The sequence below is a fragment of the Helicobacter equorum genome (assembly GCF_900198655.1).
Lineage (GTDB): Bacteria > Campylobacterota > Campylobacteria > Campylobacterales > Helicobacteraceae > Helicobacter_F > Helicobacter_F equorum.
Window position 1 is genome coordinate 1 of sequence record NZ_FZPO01000030.1, and the last position, 20,084, is coordinate 20,084.

A 20,084-nucleotide genomic window follows, 5' to 3' on the forward strand; every position below is an offset into this window, starting at 1 on the left:
TTTGGGGTTCGGTGTATTTACATCATAACCCACAAATACAAAAACACCAAATACTGCCAAATCTTGCACAGCTCCGCTTTGGATATTTTTGATTGTTACACCCGTTACACCGCTATTATCACCTTTGATTTCTTCTATTATTGTGGGGGTGATAATCTCTATTTTTGGATTTTCTTTGACATGTTGGATTGTTACAGGTGCAGCACGAAAACCATCTCGTCTATGGATAAGATAGATTTTGTTGCAGATTCTAGAGAGATAGATCGCTTCTTCAAGTGCTGTATCGCCACCGCCAATGACTGCTACATCTTTACCTTTGTAAAAAAATCCATCACAAGTCGCGCAAGTGCTTACACCACGCCCCCAAAATATATCCTCGCCTTTTACACCAGATCGTTTTGGTCGTCCACCTGCCGCAAAAATCACCGCTTTGGCTTCTACGACTTTGCCATCGCCTTGTGTGATTGTAAAAATATCGCCCTGTTTGCTCACCATACTAATTTCTGTCATTTCGTGCTTCAATCCGAATCTAAAGCATTGCTCTTGCCATGGCTCCATGAAGTCCAAACCGCTTTTGATTTCTTTGACGCCCGGATAGTTTTCTATTTCACTACTACCTGTGATTTGTCCGCCAGGCATTCCCTTTTCAAATAAAACAACATTTTTTATCCCGCCTCGTGTTGCATATAATCCTGCAGTAAGTCCAGCAGGACCACCACCAATAATTGCTAGATCAATCATTTGTATCTCCTTTGTTTTTAGATTAGAGGATTATATGACAATGTCTTAAACAAATGATATTTTTTGTTATTTATTGCTACCATAGCTGAAATTCTGTTTTTGTATTTTTGTATAAGCTTCGCGATCTTCCACCTATGTCGTATTCGACTGCAAAGCCATATTTCACACTTGCCAAGCCAGATTTTTTGATTTTTGCACCCTCATAGGTTTCTTGTGGCACACTAAGCACACCCACTGATCCTCCAGTTCTTGGTGCAAGTTTTTTATTGACACCTATTTCACTTATCAAATCTCCATCGACATAAAGTGCAAGGTATGTGATTGTAACAAACTCATCTGTTTTGTTACTGATATTAAGACCTACACTTCCTTTGCCTAGATTAAAGGCATTTGCACGCAAGATAATATCATCATTTTCTATGCTTACTGCTGGCATAGTTTTGTTGGCAAGCACTACACGCGCTGGTGTGTCACCACGATTATTTTTGGCATACATATCTGCACCACTAGAGAGGAGGAGATTTATCATAGCAGTATTTTTTTTGAGCACAGCATAATGCAAGGGTGTGTTGCCTAAATGTTCATCGGCTACATTGACTTTGGCGCCCTTTTGTATGAGTTCTTTTGCCATACGCACATTACCCAATGCCACAACCTTGAGTAATGCAGTTTCACCATGGCATATAGCATTAACATCAGCTCCACGCTCTATGAGCAATCCCACAATCTCAATATTACCCTTACGCGCAGCATCATAAAGTGGTGTGCTACCGCGTAGTCTTGCTTCGACATCGGCTCCTAAGGAAATCCCCTTGCGGACTTCTGTATAGTTATTACTAAATAGCATATTATTGTATCGATCATTTGCTCCAAAACTCATACTTCCAAAACTTAAACACATCATTAAGACTACAATTCGCATACTTCTCCCCTTAGTGTAGATGTTTTTTGGCAAGTGTTGCGATTTTTTCAAAAATTTCATCAAAATCTACTCCATATGTGCGTGCATTAGCCACAGAAGTCATAAAGTTTGTATCTCCTATGTAGCGTGGAACAAAATGGATATGGATATGTTCAGGTATTCCTGCTCCACCGGCTTTTTTGATATTCATACCCATATTCACCCCACTAGCACCATATTCATACAAGATTCCAAAGGCTCTTTGACTTAGGGTTTGTATGTGTATCCAAACTTTAGAATCTAATAATTCTGGTGAATCACAATGTGTGTGTGGGATAAGCATAAAATGTCCGGGCGTGTAAGGATAGAGATTCATCACACCAAAACAGACTTCATCACGATAAAATACGCGGTTTTTCTTGTCTGATTCAGGAGAAGCGCTAATGGCGCAAAATACACAAGATGTATCCTTTGATCCAAAATATTCTTTGCGCCACGGAGCATAGATTCTTTGCATCACTCTCCTTTTAAATGAAGTTTGGTGCATCATTACTAAAAAGAATAAGATCGCCAGGCAAAGTGCAAGCCTTAAGCATACTCTCTAGGGATTCTTTACTATGGAGGATAATTTTTTGTGCTTTTGAAATATGTTTAGAAAATATTTTTGCATTGAGAGTGCCAGTGATAATAATAATATCAAAAACTTTGTCAAAATATCTTGCAAGTTCTATATTAGATTCTTGATTGCTCTCTACAATACCCGGTGTTACGACAACTTTTCGCCCTTCATATAATGATGCCAAACGCGCAGCTTCTAGCATACCTTTGAGATTGCCATTGAAACTATCATCAAGGATAAGTTTTTGATTTGTGAAAATCTTTTGTAAACGATGTGGCACTGGTTCAAATTTGCTAACGCTATGTTGGATATCGCTCATACGCATACCAAGTTCTAATGCCATACTAACAGCAGCAGCAATATTTCCGACATTAAAAGCCCCTAAGATTTGCGTGTGGAATGGATACCAATTTCCCTTATATTCTAGTTCAAAGCTTGTGCCCTCTAGCGTGGCTTTGATCTTTCTACAACCAGTAGGATAGAGACTAATAAGTTTCTTTTTTTGTGAATCTAAATCCTTTGGTAGGGTATTTTGTTCAAATACAAAGGCTTTTCTAAGGCGTGAAGAATTGAGAATTTCAAACTTTGTATTTGTGATATTTTCTAGTGTTTTAAAATATTCTAAATGTTGTGCACCTACTTCGCCAATTATTGCGTATTGTGGTTGTAAAAATTGTGTGATTTCATCAATATCTCCCTTAAGGCGCGCTCCTGCTTCAGCAAGATAAATATTTACACTATAATCAAGATTCTCATTAACATCTGCCATAATACCTGTAAGCGTATTGACACTACGCGGTGTCGCATAGACACTAAAGTGTGTGCTTAGAATCTGTTGCAAGAAATTTTTGATACTTGTTTTACCAAAGCTTGCAGTGATAGCGATAATTTTGAGGCGACTCATCACTCCTAGCTTGTCTTTGGCGATTTGTCTGTATTGCTTGAGTAGCACACGTTCATAGAGATTGGATACCACTAGTGCAAACACCAACGGCAAGAGATTCATAAAAGGGGTAGAGGTTTCAAATAAGATTCCCAACCCTTCATTAAGCAGGATAAAAAGTAAGCATAAGGCAAAAAAGCGTTGCACACGTTTGGTAAACTTGAGTGGCTTATCTTGTTTAAAACGCCATATTCCAAGGGCTATAAGCAAAGTAAGGGCAATGAGCATGACATATTCTGTATATCCTTGAATCTGTAGCGCAGTGGCAAGAGAAAGTGGCAAGAGAAAAAACCATATATGCCACATAAGCTTATGGTGCATAAAAATAATGCGATACAAGCTGTAGTTATACCATTGCAAGAGTGTAATCAGATAATATGCAAACTCAAAATTTAGCAAAAATCTTGCCACGATACCGATAAAATACTCTATAGTCATACTTTCTCACTTATTTTAAAATTACAAATCCACTAAATTCACGCGGTGCTATTTTTTGGGATTGTATATGCATTACATCGGAACGCTCTGGGCCACTTTTTAAATATTGCATAAATGCATCGAGCACTTTTTGTTCCCCTTGGGCATAGATTTCTACACTACCATCTTCAAGGTTGCGTGTGCTTCCTTGTATAGAAAGTTTGTCGGCGTGGTATTTGGCAAACTTTCTATATCCCACGCCTTGCACTTTTCCAAAAACTAAGATGTAATATGTTTGCATTTATACTCCTTGTGTGATATGGCATTTTGATAAAGAGATTCTATTTTGTTGGCTTGTTTGAGAAAAAAGAAATGATCCCCTTCAAGCGCGAAAAAATGGCTATTGGCTAAAAGCGAGGCTATTTGTTCTCCACTGCTTAGTGGCGTAACACTATCATCTTTGCCCCAAAATATATAGGCTTGTGCTTTACATTGCAAAAACAAGGGGCTAAAATCCTCATCTACCACATTTTTAAAGGTTTGATACATTACTTCATTGAGGTTGTCGGCGTCTTTGGATCGCAAAAAGGTTGCTTTGATGCCAAGGCTTTTGCAAAGTTTTGCAAGGAATATTTTGGCACGCACTTTAAGGGATTTTTGGACTACTATCCCCGCACTGCTTAAGAGAATAAGTTGTGTCTTGGCAAGAATGGTCGCAATCTTGCCACCAAAGGAATGCCCGACCATAATGTATTCTTGTGAATCTAGCTCATTAAAATGTGTGCGTGTATAAGAAAGAAAAGATTCTATAATATTGGCATAATCGTGTGTGTGGAGAATGTGGGTATTTGGACTTGCTCCAAAACCGGGTAAATCAATATAAAGATGCACATAATCTCTAAAACTTTCCCCAAAAGCAAGTTTCATAAGCTCCTTGTTGCTTCCCCACCCATGCAAAAACACAAGCACACCACGAGGATTTGTAATATGTAGATTCTGTAATGCATAACTAATAGCAAAAGTGTTATGGTGATAAGAGATTTGTGCGCTTGCCATAACGTTTATTTACCCTTCGCTCTTTGGATTTGCTCTATATATTTATAGCTTGGCTTAATACGCTTTGAATGCGGGAGATTTGCACTAAGTGCTTGGAGAGTGCCTAGAAAATCTGCAAAAAGATAATGTGCACCAGAACCAGGGATCGGGTTAATCTCATTGAGATAGACACGATCTTGTATCACAAAAAAATCACAGCGTATCAGTGCACCTTCAAATGCATCAGTGTAGATTTTTTTGAAATTTTCTTGCAATTCTTGCTCTAGTGCAGGGGATATATCAGCGCGTAGCACTTGTTGTGTGCGTGAAAAATCTAAATATTTGTCCTCAAAATTTAAAAATTGTTTTTTACAAGGTTCTTCAACGATAGAAAAAACCCATCCTTCCCCAATCTTGCACCCTGCGAGATTATATTCTTTGACATTTTCGATAAATGGCTCAACAAGCACACGCGTATCATATTCAAACGCACTATCAAGTCCATAGCGTAATTCGCTTTCTTGCGTGACTACGCTCACGCCAATAGAGCTACCAAGTCTTGCAGGTTTAATAATCACAGGATATGGGATTGTAAGTGTCGGTGTGTTTTGTTGTGTGAGTATTTGAGATTCTAGAGTGAGCACATCCCTTTGGGTTGCAAAAAGCTTTGTGAGGGATTTATCAAAACTCAAAACACAAGCTTGCACGCGTGGTGCGATATAAGGGATTGTAAAAAATTCACAAAGCGCACTTAGTGTGCCATCTTCGCCATCAGCCCCATGTATGAGGCTATATAAAACTGCAATTTTAAGAATCTTTGGTTTATTAAATAAGCCCTGTGGATAGTAAAAACCACCATTGCCTAAAAAGAGTTCTTTGGCTTTTGTTTTATATAAGCCTTGGGCAAAAAATGAAGATTTCATATATTCGTGTGAAATAAGCCAAAAGCGATGATTGCCGTCTAAGAAAATATAGTGCTCTATGTATGCTCCAAGCGTTTTTTTTAGTGCAATTGTGCTAACAATGCTAATCTCATGCTCATAACTTGCTCCACCAAATACTATACCAATACCCATCATATTCCTTTGCTACAATTTGAGGCTGGATTGTAGCTTGAAATAACTAAAAAGATTATTATGTGCGTTTGTTTGTGAGGTTTTTACCAAAAGCTATGCATGGCTTTTCGATGTATTTATGTAAGAGATAGGCAAAAGCCACGACAACACAGAGATTAGCCAATAGATAAAGGTTTGCTAAAAGAGGATTACCAAAATTTATATAAAACCTTTCGTTTATGAAATTAGTCTGCGCATAGCCATATTTGACAAAGAATCTTGGCAACACACCAAAGATTCCTATAATAAAAGCGTGGGAGATATAGATACTATATGAGAGTGTGCCAAGAAATCTAAACAATCTAGTTTCTACTATATAGGTAATCCCCCCCCCCCTATAGGCTGTATTTTTCCAATATGAGCTTAGCCCAAAGATAAGCACTAAGCCACTAAAGACAAACACTGCATATTGTTCCTGATTACAAGTAATGATATAGACACTTACAATAATCATAAGAGCTTCTAGGATTGTAAGCAATAATGGTGACAAGGGTTTTGTTTTACAGATGGTAAAAACCCAATACACAAGCACACCACTACAAAAATATAAAATACCAGAGACACCCTCGATCCTTATAAATCCTATAAGATGAAAATATGCAAAGCTAGCACTAAGAAGCATAATTCCATAACGCGCAAATTTTGGGATACACATTAAGATTCCAAAAAATATATAGAGATACCATTCTACACTTAAACTCCAAGCGGGGTAATTAAATGAGAGTGGATATGTCCAAGAGAGCCAAGATTGTAGCAATAAACAGGTTGGTAGTATCTGATCTATACCATTTGTTTTACTAAAGGGAGGGTTATTGAAAACCCCAAATTGGGAGTAAAATACATACTTAAGATATTCTAAAATAAGAAACGCAAGTAGCACGAGATAATATAAAGGTAGGATTCTAAAGCCTCGTGCAATCATGAAACGCTTGAAGGTAAAAGTAGCTGTATCATAGGCATAGACTATAACAAAACCACTTAATACAAAGAAAAAAGGTACAAATAGTGAGGAGTGGCGAAAAAAATCCCACTCACTCACAGCTGAACTAATGGACAAATGAAAGATTACCACGCTAATAGCAGCAATTCCTCTAAAACTATCTAATGCGCCTAAGTGTATGTTTTTATTCCCATGTATCATCATTATTAGATTGGAAATACGCGGATATTTGGATCAAGGTTTTCTTGCAATACAGATTCTATAGCAAAGAGTGTCCCTGTCGCCCCACTTGCACAACCACTGCATGCTCCAAGATAGCGTATATACACATCAATATATCCATCACTAGAATCTTTGATATCCAAAATTTCCATATTGCCACCATCCATCATAAGCATTGGTCGCACTTGCGCATCAATAAGAGAATCTACTGCTTTAACTTTTTGCACCATTGTCATATCTTTAAACGCTAATTCTCCACTCGCACTTTTTGCGACATTATCTTTGAGTGCCTCGCGATCCATTTCTGCACGCACATCAGCAAGAATATCCACAAGGTAATATTCACGCTTTTCGTGTCCACCAGGTTTGACACAACTTTTGCAAAATGCCCCTGCCTTAGTGTAGTTTGTGATTTCTTCTACGGTTTTAAGATCATTAAGCTTAATAACTTCTTTGATTGTTGAAAGACTTACGCGTGCACATTCACATACAATGATTTCATTTTCAAAGTCTTCCTCACTTTTGCCTAAATATATTCCTGCTGCTTTTTTGATTACGTCATATGCCATAACCGAACAATGCATTTTTTGCCCTGGGACAGCTGGTGTATCAGGATCATCACGCAACGCGCGCTCCACATCAAGATTAGTAATCTTAACAACATCTTGCACTTTTTTGCCAAGACAAAGTTCTACCATCATATCGCTACTTGCAATAGCCGTGCCACAGCCAAAGCTTTTAAATTTCGCATCAATAATCACATCATTTGAATCTACAAGCCAATACAATCGCACCGCATCACCACAAGATTCTGCACCATAGTCTGCAACGATAAGTTTTGCACCTCTAGCATCTGCATCTTTTTGTGTCAACACGCCTAAATGTGTAGGATTATCCATTCTTTCACTCACTTTTTTGCTATATGCGTCCCAAAGAGCACCACCGAGTAAGTCATTTTTTGCCATATTTGTTCCTTAATTGTTATTATGTTAAGAATTTGTTTTGTGTATTCATTTGTAATGATTAGCACAATTTTGGACGGATGCTTTCTGCCCAAAAGTGTACCAAGCAACTTTAACTTGACTTAAGGAATTAAGAGAATCTAATTGTACCGGATTCTCTTAATGTCATTTATTCATAAGAGCTAGAAATATTGCGCAACCTTTCTACTGCTTTTTTAAACACATCTAGCATATATTCAATTTCTTCTTTAGTATTAAATCTACTAAGTGAGATTCTAATGGCTGTATGGGCTAACTCTTTATCTGCACCGATAGCTACCATCACAGGGTTTGCTTCAAGGTCTTCACTTGCACATGCACTACCTGTGGAGCAAGCAATTCCTGCTTTGTTGAGGTCCCATAGCATCGCCTCGCCTTCAATGCCACGCACACTAATAAGCGTCGTATTTGGCACACGATTTTCACGACTGCCTACAACAAACACATCTTTGATTTTAAGAAGCTCATCTTCTAAATAATCGCGCAATGCACGAACTTGCGTATTTTCATAATCTAGATTCTCTATAGCTAATCGCATAGCTTCTCCCATACCAACGATATAAGGGACATTTAGTGTGCCACTACGACGCCCACGCATATGCTCTCCACCATGAAACAATGGAGTTAATTCCACGCCTTTTCTGATATAGAGCGCACCTACGCCCTTTGGTCCATGGAATTTATGTGCGCTAAAACTCAAGAGATCTACATTTGCTTTTTGTACATCTACTGGGATTTTACCGATAGCTTGCACTGCATCTGTGTGGAATAATATGCCTTTTTCTTTACATAACGCACCAATTTCTTCTATAGGAAAAATAAGTCCTGTTTCATTGTTTGCCCACATAATACTAACAAGTGCAGTATCTTCACAGATTGCCTCACGCACCTGATATAGGGAGATATTGCCATTACTATTGATTGGTAAGCGAGTAACACGCACGCCAAGAGATTCCAAAAAGCTACAAGTTGCACCCACTGCTGGGTGTTCAACTTCGGTAGTTACTACGTGGTTTTTATTACTATTATGGATAAGATCAAAATACACACCTTTAAGCACCCAATTGTTAGATTCTGTCGCGCAAGAAGTAATGATGATATCATCTTCATCATTTGCATTAATGCCCCTATAAAGCTCCTCTATTGCTTTATGGATAGGATGGTGGGTTTGTGTGCCAAACTTATGTAAAGAGTTTGGGTTGCCATAGTGTTCACAAAAAAATGGGTCCATAAGTTCTTTGACTTTGGGATCTACCATAGTTGTTGCATTATTGTCTAAATATACGCCTTTCATCGTTGCTCCTAAATTATCTGTTGTTTAGAAAAATATTGTCTAAGTTTACAGGGGATAAAACGCGTGGATTTTACACAATCTTTATTAATATATAGTTGTCCTTTTTTGAATCTAAAAAATATTTTGGGTATCAAAATTGCTTTGTGCAATTCAGTAAACATATATTAAAGAGTTATTTATATTTAGGGAGAGCTAGTAGAAAACTATGGAATAGAAAATGCAGGTTTTTGACATGGACATTACATTTTATTATTATAATTGCGATAGTTGTGTAGAGTTTTACCTTTTGTAAGGGGGTTGTGAGAATAATGCGTATCACTTTTGGGACTAAATATAACCAAATGAATTATTATCAAGGCACGATGCAAAGTAAGCTTTCTGACATTAACACAAAAATTGCATCAGGACTAAAGATTCAGTATGGATATCAAGATAGTTCAGTGTTTAATCAGAATCTAAAGCTCGAATATGAAGAATTAAACCTTGATCAAGGCATAGATAATTCTAATACCGCTTACACACGTACACTTAACACTGATAAGGCTTTGGCAGAGCTTTCTCAAACAGCGGTGCAATTTAATACCAAGCTCATTCAAGCAGCAAATGATATACATTCTCCTATCTCACGCGAGGCAATTGCACGAGATTTGGAAAAACTTAAAGAACATATGATTAATATTGCTAACACTTCAATTGGTGGGGAATTTCTCTTTGCTGGAAGTAATGTCAAGATTCGTCCTTTTGAACCTGATGGCACATATAAAGGAAATAATGAGCGTTTGGAAGCATTGATAAGCTCACGCAATCTTATGCCATACAATATTACTGGTAATGAGCTCTTTTTTGGTAGGGATTCTGATAACTACAAAACCATTACCACTAATGTACGGAAGCTTAATCAAAGTAAGTTAAATCCTGATATTATGGATAGAATCCGCCGTGGCGATATCCCTGAAGAAGTGTATATTAAGGCTACTGACACCCTAAGGGATTTGTTGGGCGATGATGATAGGATCACACATAATAATGGGAAAGAGTATTTTTATATGCGTGGTGTGCGTCCTGATGGCACAAGTTTTAAGAGTAAATTTTCTTTTGATGTGGGTTTTGGAGATGAAAAAAACGCTACAAAAGTGCAAGATTTATTAGATAAGATAGGCAAGGAGTTTGGCAACACCTCTAAAAATAAGGTTGTGGATGTGAGTTTAAATTATTGGGGGCAAATTGAAATAAAAAATTTAGCACCCGGTAACGCAAATTTGGATTTTCATCTCATATCAAGCGATAAGGATGTAGAAAATCTTGATGAGCTTGCTTCCATAGGTGCAAAAGTTACGAGTTTTCAAAAGAGTCCATTCATAGGTGAATACTCACAAAATACCATTATGGCGTTGCGGGATAATTATGATTATAGAATTTCTAAAATTCCTTCAACATTTCTTACCAAAGACAATGTTCCTGCCACACTTACAACAAAGGTTCGTGATGTTTTGCCAGAAGGTGTTGATACACTAGTTTTTGCCGGCACACGCCCAAATACTAATGATGGGAAAATAAATCCTGAACCTATAGAGGATCTAAAAATTACTATTGATGATTCTATGCAATTTCGTGATATTATCAAGCAAGTGAGCATGTATTTTGGTGGCAAACTCGAGGGAGAGATGATTAATGGTGAATTGGTCTTTAGGGACAATAATGTCAAAAACAAAGACAAAGACACTTATGAGCCTCCATTTAATGGTGAGAGCGGGTTTAGCTTTTCGCTTTCTACATATGGTAATGGGGAATTGCGCGATGGGCTTAGGAGTGATTATAAGGCAGAATATGATAGATTGGCGTTTGAAAATCGCGGATCAAAATTAGTGTCTAACGTGCAGCAGATTCTAAGTGGCGGTATGGGATTTGCTAATGATGATACCAAGCTTTCTGATGTTGCAGGTGGTAGCGTCGATGGACAGGTATATAATTTAAATCTTAGTGATCATAATGGTGTGCCACTCCAAGCACGCGTTATGCTTAGCAATAAAGATGGATCGTTTTTGGTTATTCCAGATTCAAAGTCTAATCAAGAGATTCATATTCCGCTTTATAATCCACACGATGAACCCCCTGCGGTGAGTGTTACAAAAGCTGATGACTTAACATATAGGCAATTAATGGACGCTATTGGTATTGCACTGAATTATTCTAATCAAGATTCACAAGCATATATCAATGCACAGCTAGAAGATGGCACACCAACGCAAGAAAGTAAAAGAGCTTTTGAATCTTTGCTTCAAGCCCAACAAGGCAAAATAGAAGTAGCCTTAACCCCACAAGGGCGTATACAGATTTCCGATCAAATGCGATCTATTTCGCGTATGAAATTTATGATCTATAATGATCAAAGCAATGATTTTTCCGAACAGGCATTGCATGATCACACAACTTTTTTGACATTTAATGCCAATAATGCCCTCACAATCGACCAACCAGATATCAATTTTTTTGATGGGCTTGATGAAATGATTAAGGCTGTGCGTAATGGAATTTATCGACCAGACGCATATGGGGATAATTATGTGCCAGATATGCGCAATATCGGCATACAAAATAGCATTGAGCTTTTTGGGCATTTTAGCAACCACATAGAAAAGATGATTGCCCAAAATGGCGCACATGGAAGGAGTTTTGAAAATGCTTTGCGACGCAATGAAGTGCTTAAGGTGCAAATTGCTTCTATCAAAAATGATAATATTGGCACCGATATGGCACAAACCTATAACCACTTTTCCAATCTCACGACGAACTACAATGCGGTTTTGGCTTCAACAAGTCGCATTAATCAAATGTCATTGGTGAATTATCTATGAAAAATATACCTATCATTAGCTATCAGCACATTAGAGACAGAGCAGAATCTCAAAGCGTAAGTGTGGCGGAGTTTGAAAAACAGATTGCATATATAAAAAAGAAGGGTTATGAGTTTTTAAGCCTTGATGAATATGTGATGCTTAAATATAATACGGGGTCTTTAGAATCTAGCAAGAAAAAATATATTCTTGTAATTTTTGAAGGTGGTTGGAGAGATTTTTATACCAATGCTATGCCTGTATTGAGGCAATATAATGCCAAGGCAGCACTTTTTATTGCTACAGAATGGATTGATGAAGCCTCAAAACAAGCTATAAGCAATCCTAATACACAAAGTAGTGAACTCCCTCATGATGAATCTATGATAGCGCTAAAAGAAAATCCTCGATCGGTGGTATGCACTTGGGAAGAGTTGCGACAAACACAAGATATTATCAGTTTTGGTTCTATGACGCACACATATCAGCTTTCAAATTATGTAATAAAGCCTTGGCACGAAGATTTACAACTTTCAAAAGATCTCATTTCACAACATCTTGGGATACAAACTACCCATTTGCTTTGGCCTCGTGGTGAGCATGATGCTACACTTTTACGCACTGCCAAAAAAATGGATTTTAAGGCATTTTATCTCAAGCAACATGGGTTAAACTTTCAGGATTCTTGCTTGGATGAGAATACATATTGTGCTATGCGTAATAGCTTACCTTACTTGAAAAAAATTCTTTTTATTTGTAACAATGCTTTGAGATATAGGCTTTTTGGAGTCTTTTTATAAGGTTTTTTAACAAAAAAATATTTTATGTGTTATAATGCCTGGGTTTTTTAAGAGTTTGAATCTTGTAAGAGGGAAAGATTATGCGAATTTTAATTATAGAGGATGATGTATCACTTAGCAAGGATCTTAGCGATACGCTTGGTGCAGGTGGTTATCAAACAGATATAGCTGAAAATATTAAAGATGGTGAGTATTTTATTAGTATCCGAAATTATGATTTGGTTATAAGCGGATACAATCTCTCTGATGGTGCGGGAGTGGAAATCATTCCTCAAGTGAAGGAAAAATCTCCGCGCACTCCTGTGATTATTATTTCTGACAAAGCGAATGCAGAGCGCGAAATTGAGGCTTTTAAAGATGGCGCCGATGATTTCATTGCAAAGCCACTTAATATGAAGGTGTTGCTTGTCCGCGTGGAAGCTAGACTCAAGTTTTGGGGATCTAGCGTGATTGAAATTGAAGATCTTGTGATTAACCCAGATGAGGAAAAAATCACGTATAAGGGACAAGAAATCGAAGTGAAAGGCAAGCCTTTTGAGGTTCTAACGCATTTAGCACGACATCGCGATCAGATTGTATCCAAAGAGCAACTTTTAGATGCGATTTGGGAGGAGCCAGAGCTTGTAACCCCAAATGTTATCGAAGTAGCTATCAATCAGATTCGCCAAAAAATGGATAAGCCTCTTTGTATTAGCACCATTGAAACAGTGCGTCGCAGAGGTTATAGATTCTGTTATCCAAAAGCACCTAGCGAGAGCTAGGGTTGCTTGTTGTTTGTAAGTTTAGTTTTTTCTAATTTTAAATTTTTCTTTAAGTCTAGCTTGTATATAATTCATTTGCCCTCTTATAGACCTATGCAATAGGCTTCTAAGACAACACTTCAGGGTGGGAACACAGCAGAGTAACTTAGATTTTTGTGTGCCGTAGGTATCTGTATGGGGGTTCTTCTCAGATTCTTAGCTTTCTTAAAGCATTTCCTTAATTGATCTTGGTTATAATGTCTTTTGATGGTGTAACATCATATTTTTTTTACATAAAGGAATAGAGTATGACTTTTGCTGGTAAAAATGTTCTTGTGACAGGTGGGAGTAGAAGTATAGGTGCTGAAATTTGTAGGGTATTGGCGAGTTATGGATTAAAAGTGTGGATTAATTATCGTAGCAAACCAGAAATTGCTGATGCACTTAAAAGCGAAATAGAATCTCAGGGTGGCAAAGCCGCGGTTGTGTGTTTTGATGCCACCGATGAAGAAGGATTCTCAAATGCTATCAAAGCGATTATTGAAAGCGATGGAGCATTAGGATATCTTGTTAATAATGCAGGGATTACAAATGATAAACTTGCTATAAGAATGAGCACACAAGATTTTACGGGTGTGATTGATGCAAATTTGAAATCGGCATTTATCGGTGCTAGAGAATCGCTTAAGGTTATGAGCAAACAACGCTTCGGATCTGTGGTAAATATTTCCTCTATTGTGGGTGAAAGGGGCAACGCAGGACAAACAAATTATGCTGCAAGTAAGGGCGGTATGATTGCTATGACAAAAAGCTTCGCCTATGAGGGTGCACCTAGAAATATACGCTTTAATTGTGTAACACCGGGTTTTATTCGCACAGATATGACAGAAGTTCTCAAGGATGAGATTAAAGATATGTATATCAAAAATATTCCTCTAGCGAGATTTGGAGAAGCAAAGGAAGTTGCGAATGCTGTAGCGTTTCTTTTAAGTGATGAAGCAAGTTATATTACCGGTGAAGTTTTGAAGGTGAATGGTGGGCTTTATATGTAGGTTGGCTATAAAGTTTAAGGTTATTTTTGTTTTTCTTGGTTATAATTCCGACTTGTTTGTAAGTTAATTCTAAATGCAAGGAGATTTTATATGGCACTTTTTGATGATGTAAAGGCAGTAATTGTTGAACAATTAGGTGTAAATGCTGATGAGGTGAAGGAAAATTCAAACTTTATCGATGATCTTAATGCAGATTCATTGGATGTTGTTGAAATGATCATGGCACTTGAGGAAAAATTTGGTATTGAGATTCCAGATCAAGATGCTGAAGCTATCAAAACTGTAAAAGATGTTGTAGGTTATATTGAAAAAGCTAAGTAATAAGTGATTTAGATTCTCTTTATTGTGGAGAATCTACCCTTTAGAGTATTTTAATTTTATTACACTATACAAGGAGATTATGTGCGTCGAGTAGTAGTAACAGGTCTTGGCATGATTAATTCACTAGGACTTAATAGGAGCGATTCTTTTAAGGCTATCATTGAGGGAAAAAGTGGAATTAAAAGAATTTCTTGTTTCGATGTGGAAAATTTTCCTGTAAAAATTGCTGGCGAAATTACCGATTTTAGCCCTGATGAAGTAATGGATCCCAAAGAAGTCAAAAAAGCTGATAGATTCATTCAACTTGCCCTCAAAGCTTCCAAGGAAGCCATGCTAGATTCTGGATTGCTCGAAAGTGATGGAAAAGTTAGTGCAAATATTGCTGATAACTTTGGTGTAAGTTCTGCGGCAGGGATTGGTGGACTTGGCAATATTGAAAAAAATTCTATAGTATGTGCCGAAAAAGGACCAAGGAGAATTAGTGCGTTCTTTATTCCTTCTGCACTTGTGAATATGCTCGGAGGTTTTACATCCATTGAATTTGGTCTTAAGGGACCCAATGTTTCTAGCGTTACAGCTTGTGCAGCAAGCACACATGCTATTATCGAAGCGACAAAGTCTATTATGATAGGTGAAGTAGATAAAATGCTTGTGGTTGGTTCTGAATCTGCGATATGTCCTGTAGGTATCGGTGGTTTTGCGGCGATGAAAGCGCTTTCTGACAGAAATGATGAGCCACAAAAGGCTTCAAGACCTTTTGATAAAGATAGAAACGGCTTTGTTATGGGTGAGGGTTCTGGTGCATTGGTGCTTGAGGATTATGAGAGTGCTAAGGCACGCGGAGCTAGAATCTATGCAGAACTTGTAGGTTTTGGTGAAAGCAGTGATGCTAATCACATCACGACTCCAGCTCCAGGTGGAGCGGGTGCGTTGCGTGCGATGAAAGCTGCACTTAAGATGGCAAATATAAAAATTGATTATGTAAATGCACATGGCACAAGCACAGCTTATAACGATCTGTTTGAAACTATGGCGTTAAAGAGTGCTTTTGGATCAAAAGAAAATGTCCCATTTGTAAGTTCTACAAAAGGTCAGATTGGGCATTGTTTGGGTGCAGCAGGTGCTCTAGAAGCTGTGATTGCTATTATGGCAATGCAAGAAGGCGTGCTTCCACCTACAATCAACCAAGAAACTCCTGATCCAGAGTGTGATCTTGATTATATTCCAAATACTGCGAGACAAGCAAAAGTTGATGCTGTGATGAGCAATTCTTTTGGTTTTGGTGGCACCAATGGTGTAATTATTTTTAAAAGGATTTAAGGCTTCAAAGATGGCTACTTACCTTGATTTTGAGCAAAAAATCAAAAGTTTACAAGATGATGTAGAGTCTGCTGATATCCGTGGTGATCATGCTGCAATAGAGATTCTTAAAAAGGCTTTGGATAAAGAGATAGCGCAAGTGTATGGTAATATGAGTGATTATCAAAAATTGCAACTTGCGCGACACCCAGATCGACCTTATGCGATGGATTATATTGATTTAATTGTTAAAGATAAATATGAAATTTGTGGCGATCGTCATTTTCGTGATGATAAGACTATAGTGTGCTTTATAGGAAAAATTGGTGTGCAACCCGCTGTCGTGATAGGTGAGGAAAAGGGAAGAGGTACAAAAAATAAGCTTATGCGTAATTTTGGTATGCCTCATCCAGAGGGTTATCGCAAAGCATTGCGTGCCGCAAAAATTGCGGAAAAATTTGGTTTGCCTGTGTTAATGCTTGTTGATACATCGGGTGCATATCCTGGTGTGGGTGCAGAGGAGCGCGGACAGAGTGAGGCTATTGCAAAAAATCTTCAGGATTTTGCAGCGCTTGAAACACATACTATTTCTGTTGTGATAGGTGAAGGTGGGAGTGGTGGTGCGTTGGCTGTTGCTGTGGCTGATAGACTTGCTATGATGCAGTATTCTGTATTTAGTGTTATATCACCGGAGGGTTGTGCTGCAATTTTATGGAATGATCCAAGTAAGCTAGAAACTGCAACAAAGTCACTAAAAATCACTCCTGATAAACTTAAAAAAATGCAACTCATTGATGATGTGATTATGGAGCCATCGGTAGGTGCACATAGAGACAAGGCGGGAGCAGCAAAAGCCATAGAAGAGTATTTTTTGAAATCTCTCGAAGAACTTGAGCATGATGAAAAATATATGAAAAAGCGTTATGAAAAAATCATGCGTTATGGAGTCTTTGCTAACTAATTCAAGCTTGGTGTATATTTCTTGTAAAGATTCTAGACACATGGCTTAGCTCTACGTTGCACGAAATGTGGTTATACTTAAAAAGACATGCGTCGCTTCAATCCTAAGTTTCATAAGTCTTATCTTCTTTATGTAATACCTTGATATAACAAAAAACTTGTATAATGATAGGGTTTCTTGATATGTATATAAAGGTTTGTATGGATAGGATTGCGTATTTTCCTAGGGATTTACAAAAATCACCCCACATAAAACTTTTTAGCACATCACATGTAGCATTTGCAAAGTATACCCAAACACAAAGTGGCATTAAACAACAGGTGTATATTGATATGCATTGTTTTGTAATCGTGTTGTGTGGCGAAAAGATTATGTACACCAAAAGTGGTGATTTTGTGATTAGGGCAAACGAAGACTTATTTTTGCAAGCAGATAATTATTGTCTAAGCAATATAACAGCACTTGATGTATGGGCAACAAGTGATATAAATCAAGCTAGCAACCCTAGATATGGGCACTTTTATTATTTTTTTGATAATGTAAGTTTGCTTGAGTTTGTAAGCAAGCATAAAGAGCGCCTGCACTTTCATTCTTGGGTACAAGGATTTGAGGTATTTCATCTCCGATCCGAGATTCTGATATGCTCTCTACAATCACAAAAAACTTTGAGTTTTATATTCAAGAATCTAGAGAGGAATTATTGCCTTTTGTGTCGCATAAATTTGAAGAATTATTTTTGTATCTAAGTGTGCAATATACTCGAGTTTTTATAAGCTTTGCGTAGCAGATCATGCAAGGCTTTGCCTTATATTCATACTTGGCATTTTTGTATTGTCAAAAAGAGTTTGATAATGTTGCGCAAATAACAGAATACGCCAAAACCGATCAAGCAACATTAGTAGAAAATTTAAGCAAGTTTTTGGGCTTTCTCCAAAACATTGACTTGATGAGAGGCGATTTGAAAAGGCAAAATTTTACTTGAGTATTCTAGTAAAAATATCAATGAAATTTGTATAGAATGCGGTTTTGGATCTTCATTATGGTTTATAGAAAGATTTAAAAATCGTTATCATTGCACAACCCCCCCCCCAAGTATTACCAAAAAATCAAAAAACTTGTATTTTACTTAGATATCTAGTATGTATGTTAAAAACATGTTAGAATCCTGTATCTTTTTTGGGAGTATGGTATGAAAGCACAAAATAAAGATTGTATTCCAGTGTTAAGTATCGCAGGAAGTGATTGCAGTGGAGGAGCAGGCATACAAGCGGATCTTAAAACCTTTGGTGCGCACAATGTGTTTGGGATGAGTATCGTGCTAAGTGTAGTAGCAGAAAATACCGTGCGTGTTATTTCTAGTTTTGATGTGCCTACAAAAGCTATTGATGAACAATTTGTGGCTGTTTTTGAGGATATCCCACCCAAAGCCACCAAAATTGGTATGCTTGGATCTTGTGAAATTATTGAGTGTGTTGCGCATAATCTTGCGCACTATAAGCCAGAGAATCTTGTCATCGATCCGGTGATGTTTGCAAAAAATGGTTTTGCACTGATGCCAGAGAATGTACGCAATGTGTTTCGGGAGAAGATTCTTAGATTTGCTGATGTACTTACACCAAATATTCCAGAGGCACAGGAATTGTGCGGATTTGAGATTACAAGTATCGAAGACATGAAGCACGCCGCAAAGAGCTTGTGTGATCTTGGAGCAAAGATGGTATTGCTAAAAGGTGGGCATAGACAAGAGGATTGCAGTGATGTATTTTTTGATGGAAAGGATTTTTTCGTATTGCCATCTGAACGCATAGAAACCAAAAATACGCACGGCACGGGTTGCACGCTAAGCTCTGCAATCGCAGCTAATCTTGCACTTGGCAAAATGCCATTAGATTCTATCAAAATAGCTAAAGAATATGTATTTAATGCTATTTTGTATGCATTGAATCTAGGAAAGGGTAATGGTCCAACTAACCACTTTTATAATACTTCTGCAATATAGGGGATTTTAGAGACTAAGAGTAAAATTGATTTTGATATGGCGCACTGAAATGACTTGGTAGGATTTGCAAACATTGGGTGCTTTTGGTATAATCTAGCCAAAAATCTAAGGATACAATACTAATGGATACTCTCTCTCCTGAAGCACTTTTTATTCTTGTGAGCTTCTTTTTTACTTTTTTATTTGGAGTCATTGTTTTATTGTATTTATTTGGTCCTACACCTAAAAAGGTCGTAGTACTTGATGAGGAAACGCCAAAAGTTCAAGATAGGCTTAAAGCGATTATGGAGATTGTGGATAATCCCAAAAGCGATACAAAAGCTCTGCAAAAAGCTTCTAATGACTTTTTTACATATTATGATGAAATGGAGCTTAGTGATTATAAGAAAAAAGCTTTTTTATTTGCACTTGTAGTGCATAAACATACAACGCACGAGATTATTATTAATGCCGATACACTCTTGCGAAAGTTTAATCCTAATTTGGAATACGAGCTTACCAAAACGCTCAATCGTGCTCTTGATGCGCGTGGAATCTAGCGATTATTTTTTAGTTTGTTTTCAAAATCTTTTTTAAGTTTTGCTTCTTGTTCGCGTAAATTTTGCTTGGCTCGTTTTCTTTCTTCGAGTCGTTCTTTTTCAAGCATTACTTTGCGTTCCCTGCTTTCGCGTATTTTTTGCATATATTGTTCGCGTCGTTTTGGATCTTGGTATTGTATAGGTTTCATAAACATCATACCAAGCACAACCATAAACAATACAAGCGCCATAGCTGAGTCATTTCCACCAAAATGAAACCACAAAGCCCCAACAATTGCCGAGATAAAGAATTTTAAAAAAAGCTTCACAAC

Annotated in this window: 22 protein-coding genes and 1 other RNA gene; 12 read left to right on the top strand and 11 right to left on the bottom strand. The window is 37.5% G+C overall.

Features of this window, described 5'->3' with window-relative positions; genetic code table 11:
• The 10 genes from C6H22_RS05465 to C6H22_RS05510 form a co-directional block, all read right to left on the bottom strand.
• On the bottom strand, window positions 1-741 hold a 741-nt coding region (locus C6H22_RS05465; protein WP_104694325.1), incomplete at its 3' end, for an FAD-dependent oxidoreductase.
• Between the two features lie 76 nt (window positions 742-817).
• Complete coding sequence (locus C6H22_RS05470; RefSeq protein WP_233707059.1) at window positions 818-1,663, bottom strand: ankyrin repeat domain-containing protein; 846 nt, start codon at window positions 1,661-1,663, stop codon at window positions 818-820.
• 10 nt (window positions 1,664-1,673) lie between these two features.
• Window positions 1,674-2,159 carry an HIT family protein gene (locus tag C6H22_RS05475; RefSeq protein WP_104694326.1) on the bottom strand — a complete coding sequence of 162 codons (486 nt, stop codon included), beginning with the start codon at window positions 2,157-2,159 and terminating at the stop codon, window positions 1,674-1,676.
• Between the two features lie 10 nt (window positions 2,160-2,169).
• Window positions 2,170-3,642, bottom strand: a complete 1,473-nt coding sequence (locus C6H22_RS05480; RefSeq protein WP_104694327.1) for a Mur ligase family protein — start codon at window positions 3,640-3,642, stop codon at window positions 2,170-2,172.
• A gap of 10 nt (window positions 3,643-3,652) precedes the next feature.
• Complete coding sequence (locus C6H22_RS05485; RefSeq protein ID WP_104694328.1) at window positions 3,653-3,922, bottom strand: acylphosphatase; 270 nt, start codon at window positions 3,920-3,922, stop codon at window positions 3,653-3,655.
• Entirely contained in the window at window positions 3,901-4,677 is a 777-nt protein-coding gene (locus C6H22_RS05490) for an alpha/beta fold hydrolase (protein WP_104694329.1), read from the bottom strand. Before C6H22_RS05490 ends, C6H22_RS05485 begins: the two co-directional genes overlap by 22 nt.
• Window positions 4,678-4,682: 5 nt before the next feature.
• Complete coding sequence (locus C6H22_RS05495) at window positions 4,683-5,732, bottom strand: D-alanine--D-alanine ligase (RefSeq protein WP_104694330.1); 1,050 nt, start codon at window positions 5,730-5,732, stop codon at window positions 4,683-4,685.
• A gap of 58 nt (window positions 5,733-5,790) precedes the next feature.
• Window positions 5,791-6,912, bottom strand: a complete 1,122-nt coding sequence (locus C6H22_RS05500) for an acyltransferase family protein (protein WP_158654631.1) — start codon at window positions 6,910-6,912, stop codon at window positions 5,791-5,793.
• Between the two features lie 5 nt (window positions 6,913-6,917).
• Window positions 6,918-7,898, bottom strand: coding sequence for an iron-sulfur cluster assembly scaffold protein (locus tag C6H22_RS05505; protein ID WP_104694332.1), 981 nt, complete (start codon window positions 7,896-7,898; stop codon window positions 6,918-6,920).
• Between the two features lie 166 nt (window positions 7,899-8,064).
• Window positions 8,065-9,228, bottom strand: a complete 1,164-nt coding sequence (locus tag C6H22_RS05510; RefSeq protein WP_104694333.1) for a NifS family cysteine desulfurase — start codon at window positions 9,226-9,228, stop codon at window positions 8,065-8,067.
• 308 nt (window positions 9,229-9,536) lie between these two features.
• Here C6H22_RS05510 and flgL point away from each other — a divergent pair, with 308 nt between their 5' ends.
• The 12 genes from flgL (at window position 9,537) to C6H22_RS05570 (ending at window position 19,773) form a co-directional block, all read left to right on the top strand.
• Window positions 9,537-12,083, top strand: a complete 2,547-nt coding sequence (gene flgL, locus C6H22_RS05515) for a flagellar hook-associated protein FlgL (protein ID WP_104694334.1) — start codon at window positions 9,537-9,539, stop codon at window positions 12,081-12,083.
• Window positions 12,080-12,862: a polysaccharide deacetylase family protein gene (locus tag C6H22_RS05520; RefSeq protein ID WP_104694335.1), complete on the top strand. Its 783-nt coding sequence runs from the start codon at window positions 12,080-12,082 to the stop codon at window positions 12,860-12,862. The genes flgL and C6H22_RS05520 overlap by 4 nt, the downstream gene beginning before the upstream one ends.
• Window positions 12,863-12,942: 80 nt before the next feature.
• Window positions 12,943-13,623 carry a homeostatic response regulator transcription factor HsrA gene (gene hsrA, locus C6H22_RS05525; protein ID WP_104694336.1) on the top strand — a complete coding sequence of 227 codons (681 nt, stop codon included), beginning with the start codon at window positions 12,943-12,945 and terminating at the stop codon, window positions 13,621-13,623.
• Between the two features lie 82 nt (window positions 13,624-13,705).
• An RNA gene (ffs, locus tag C6H22_RS05530) (signal recognition particle sRNA small type) lies at window positions 13,706-13,803 on the top strand.
• A 107-nt stretch (window positions 13,804-13,910) separates the two neighbouring features.
• Complete coding sequence (gene fabG, locus C6H22_RS05535; RefSeq protein ID WP_104694337.1) at window positions 13,911-14,654, top strand: 3-oxoacyl-ACP reductase FabG; 744 nt, start codon at window positions 13,911-13,913, stop codon at window positions 14,652-14,654.
• A gap of 90 nt (window positions 14,655-14,744) precedes the next feature.
• The gene (gene acpP / locus C6H22_RS05540) at window positions 14,745-14,975 is read left to right on the top strand and encodes an acyl carrier protein (protein ID WP_104694338.1); all 231 of its coding nucleotides are present in this window, start codon (window positions 14,745-14,747) and stop codon (window positions 14,973-14,975) included.
• Between the two features lie 81 nt (window positions 14,976-15,056).
• Window positions 15,057-16,295: a beta-ketoacyl-ACP synthase II gene (locus C6H22_RS05545; RefSeq protein ID WP_104694339.1), complete on the top strand. Its 1,239-nt coding sequence runs from the start codon at window positions 15,057-15,059 to the stop codon at window positions 16,293-16,295.
• Window positions 16,296-16,305: 10 nt separating this feature from the next.
• On the top strand, window positions 16,306-17,235 hold the full coding sequence (accA, locus tag C6H22_RS05550) for an acetyl-CoA carboxylase carboxyl transferase subunit alpha (RefSeq protein ID WP_104694340.1): 930 nt from the start codon (window positions 16,306-16,308) through the stop codon (window positions 17,233-17,235).
• Window positions 17,236-17,417: 182 nt separating this feature from the next.
• Entirely contained in the window at window positions 17,418-17,981 is a 564-nt protein-coding gene (locus tag C6H22_RS05555) for a hypothetical protein (RefSeq protein WP_158654632.1), read from the top strand.
• 44 nt (window positions 17,982-18,025) lie between these two features.
• Window positions 18,026-18,217 carry a hypothetical protein gene (locus C6H22_RS05560; RefSeq protein WP_104694342.1) on the top strand — a complete coding sequence of 64 codons (192 nt, stop codon included), beginning with the start codon at window positions 18,026-18,028 and terminating at the stop codon, window positions 18,215-18,217.
• Between the two features lie 207 nt (window positions 18,218-18,424).
• Complete coding sequence (gene thiD, locus C6H22_RS05565) at window positions 18,425-19,234, top strand: bifunctional hydroxymethylpyrimidine kinase/phosphomethylpyrimidine kinase (RefSeq protein WP_104694343.1); 810 nt, start codon at window positions 18,425-18,427, stop codon at window positions 19,232-19,234.
• A 122-nt stretch (window positions 19,235-19,356) separates the two neighbouring features.
• Complete coding sequence (locus C6H22_RS05570) at window positions 19,357-19,773, top strand: hypothetical protein (protein ID WP_104694344.1); 417 nt, start codon at window positions 19,357-19,359, stop codon at window positions 19,771-19,773.
• Here C6H22_RS05570 and C6H22_RS05575 read toward each other — a convergent pair.
• Window positions 19,770-20,081 (bottom strand): hypothetical protein, encoded by a 312-nt coding sequence (locus C6H22_RS05575; protein ID WP_104694345.1) that lies wholly within the window; start codon window positions 20,079-20,081, stop codon window positions 19,770-19,772. The genes C6H22_RS05570 and C6H22_RS05575 overlap by 4 nt on opposite strands.
• Window positions 20,082-20,084: the final 3 nt, after the last annotated feature.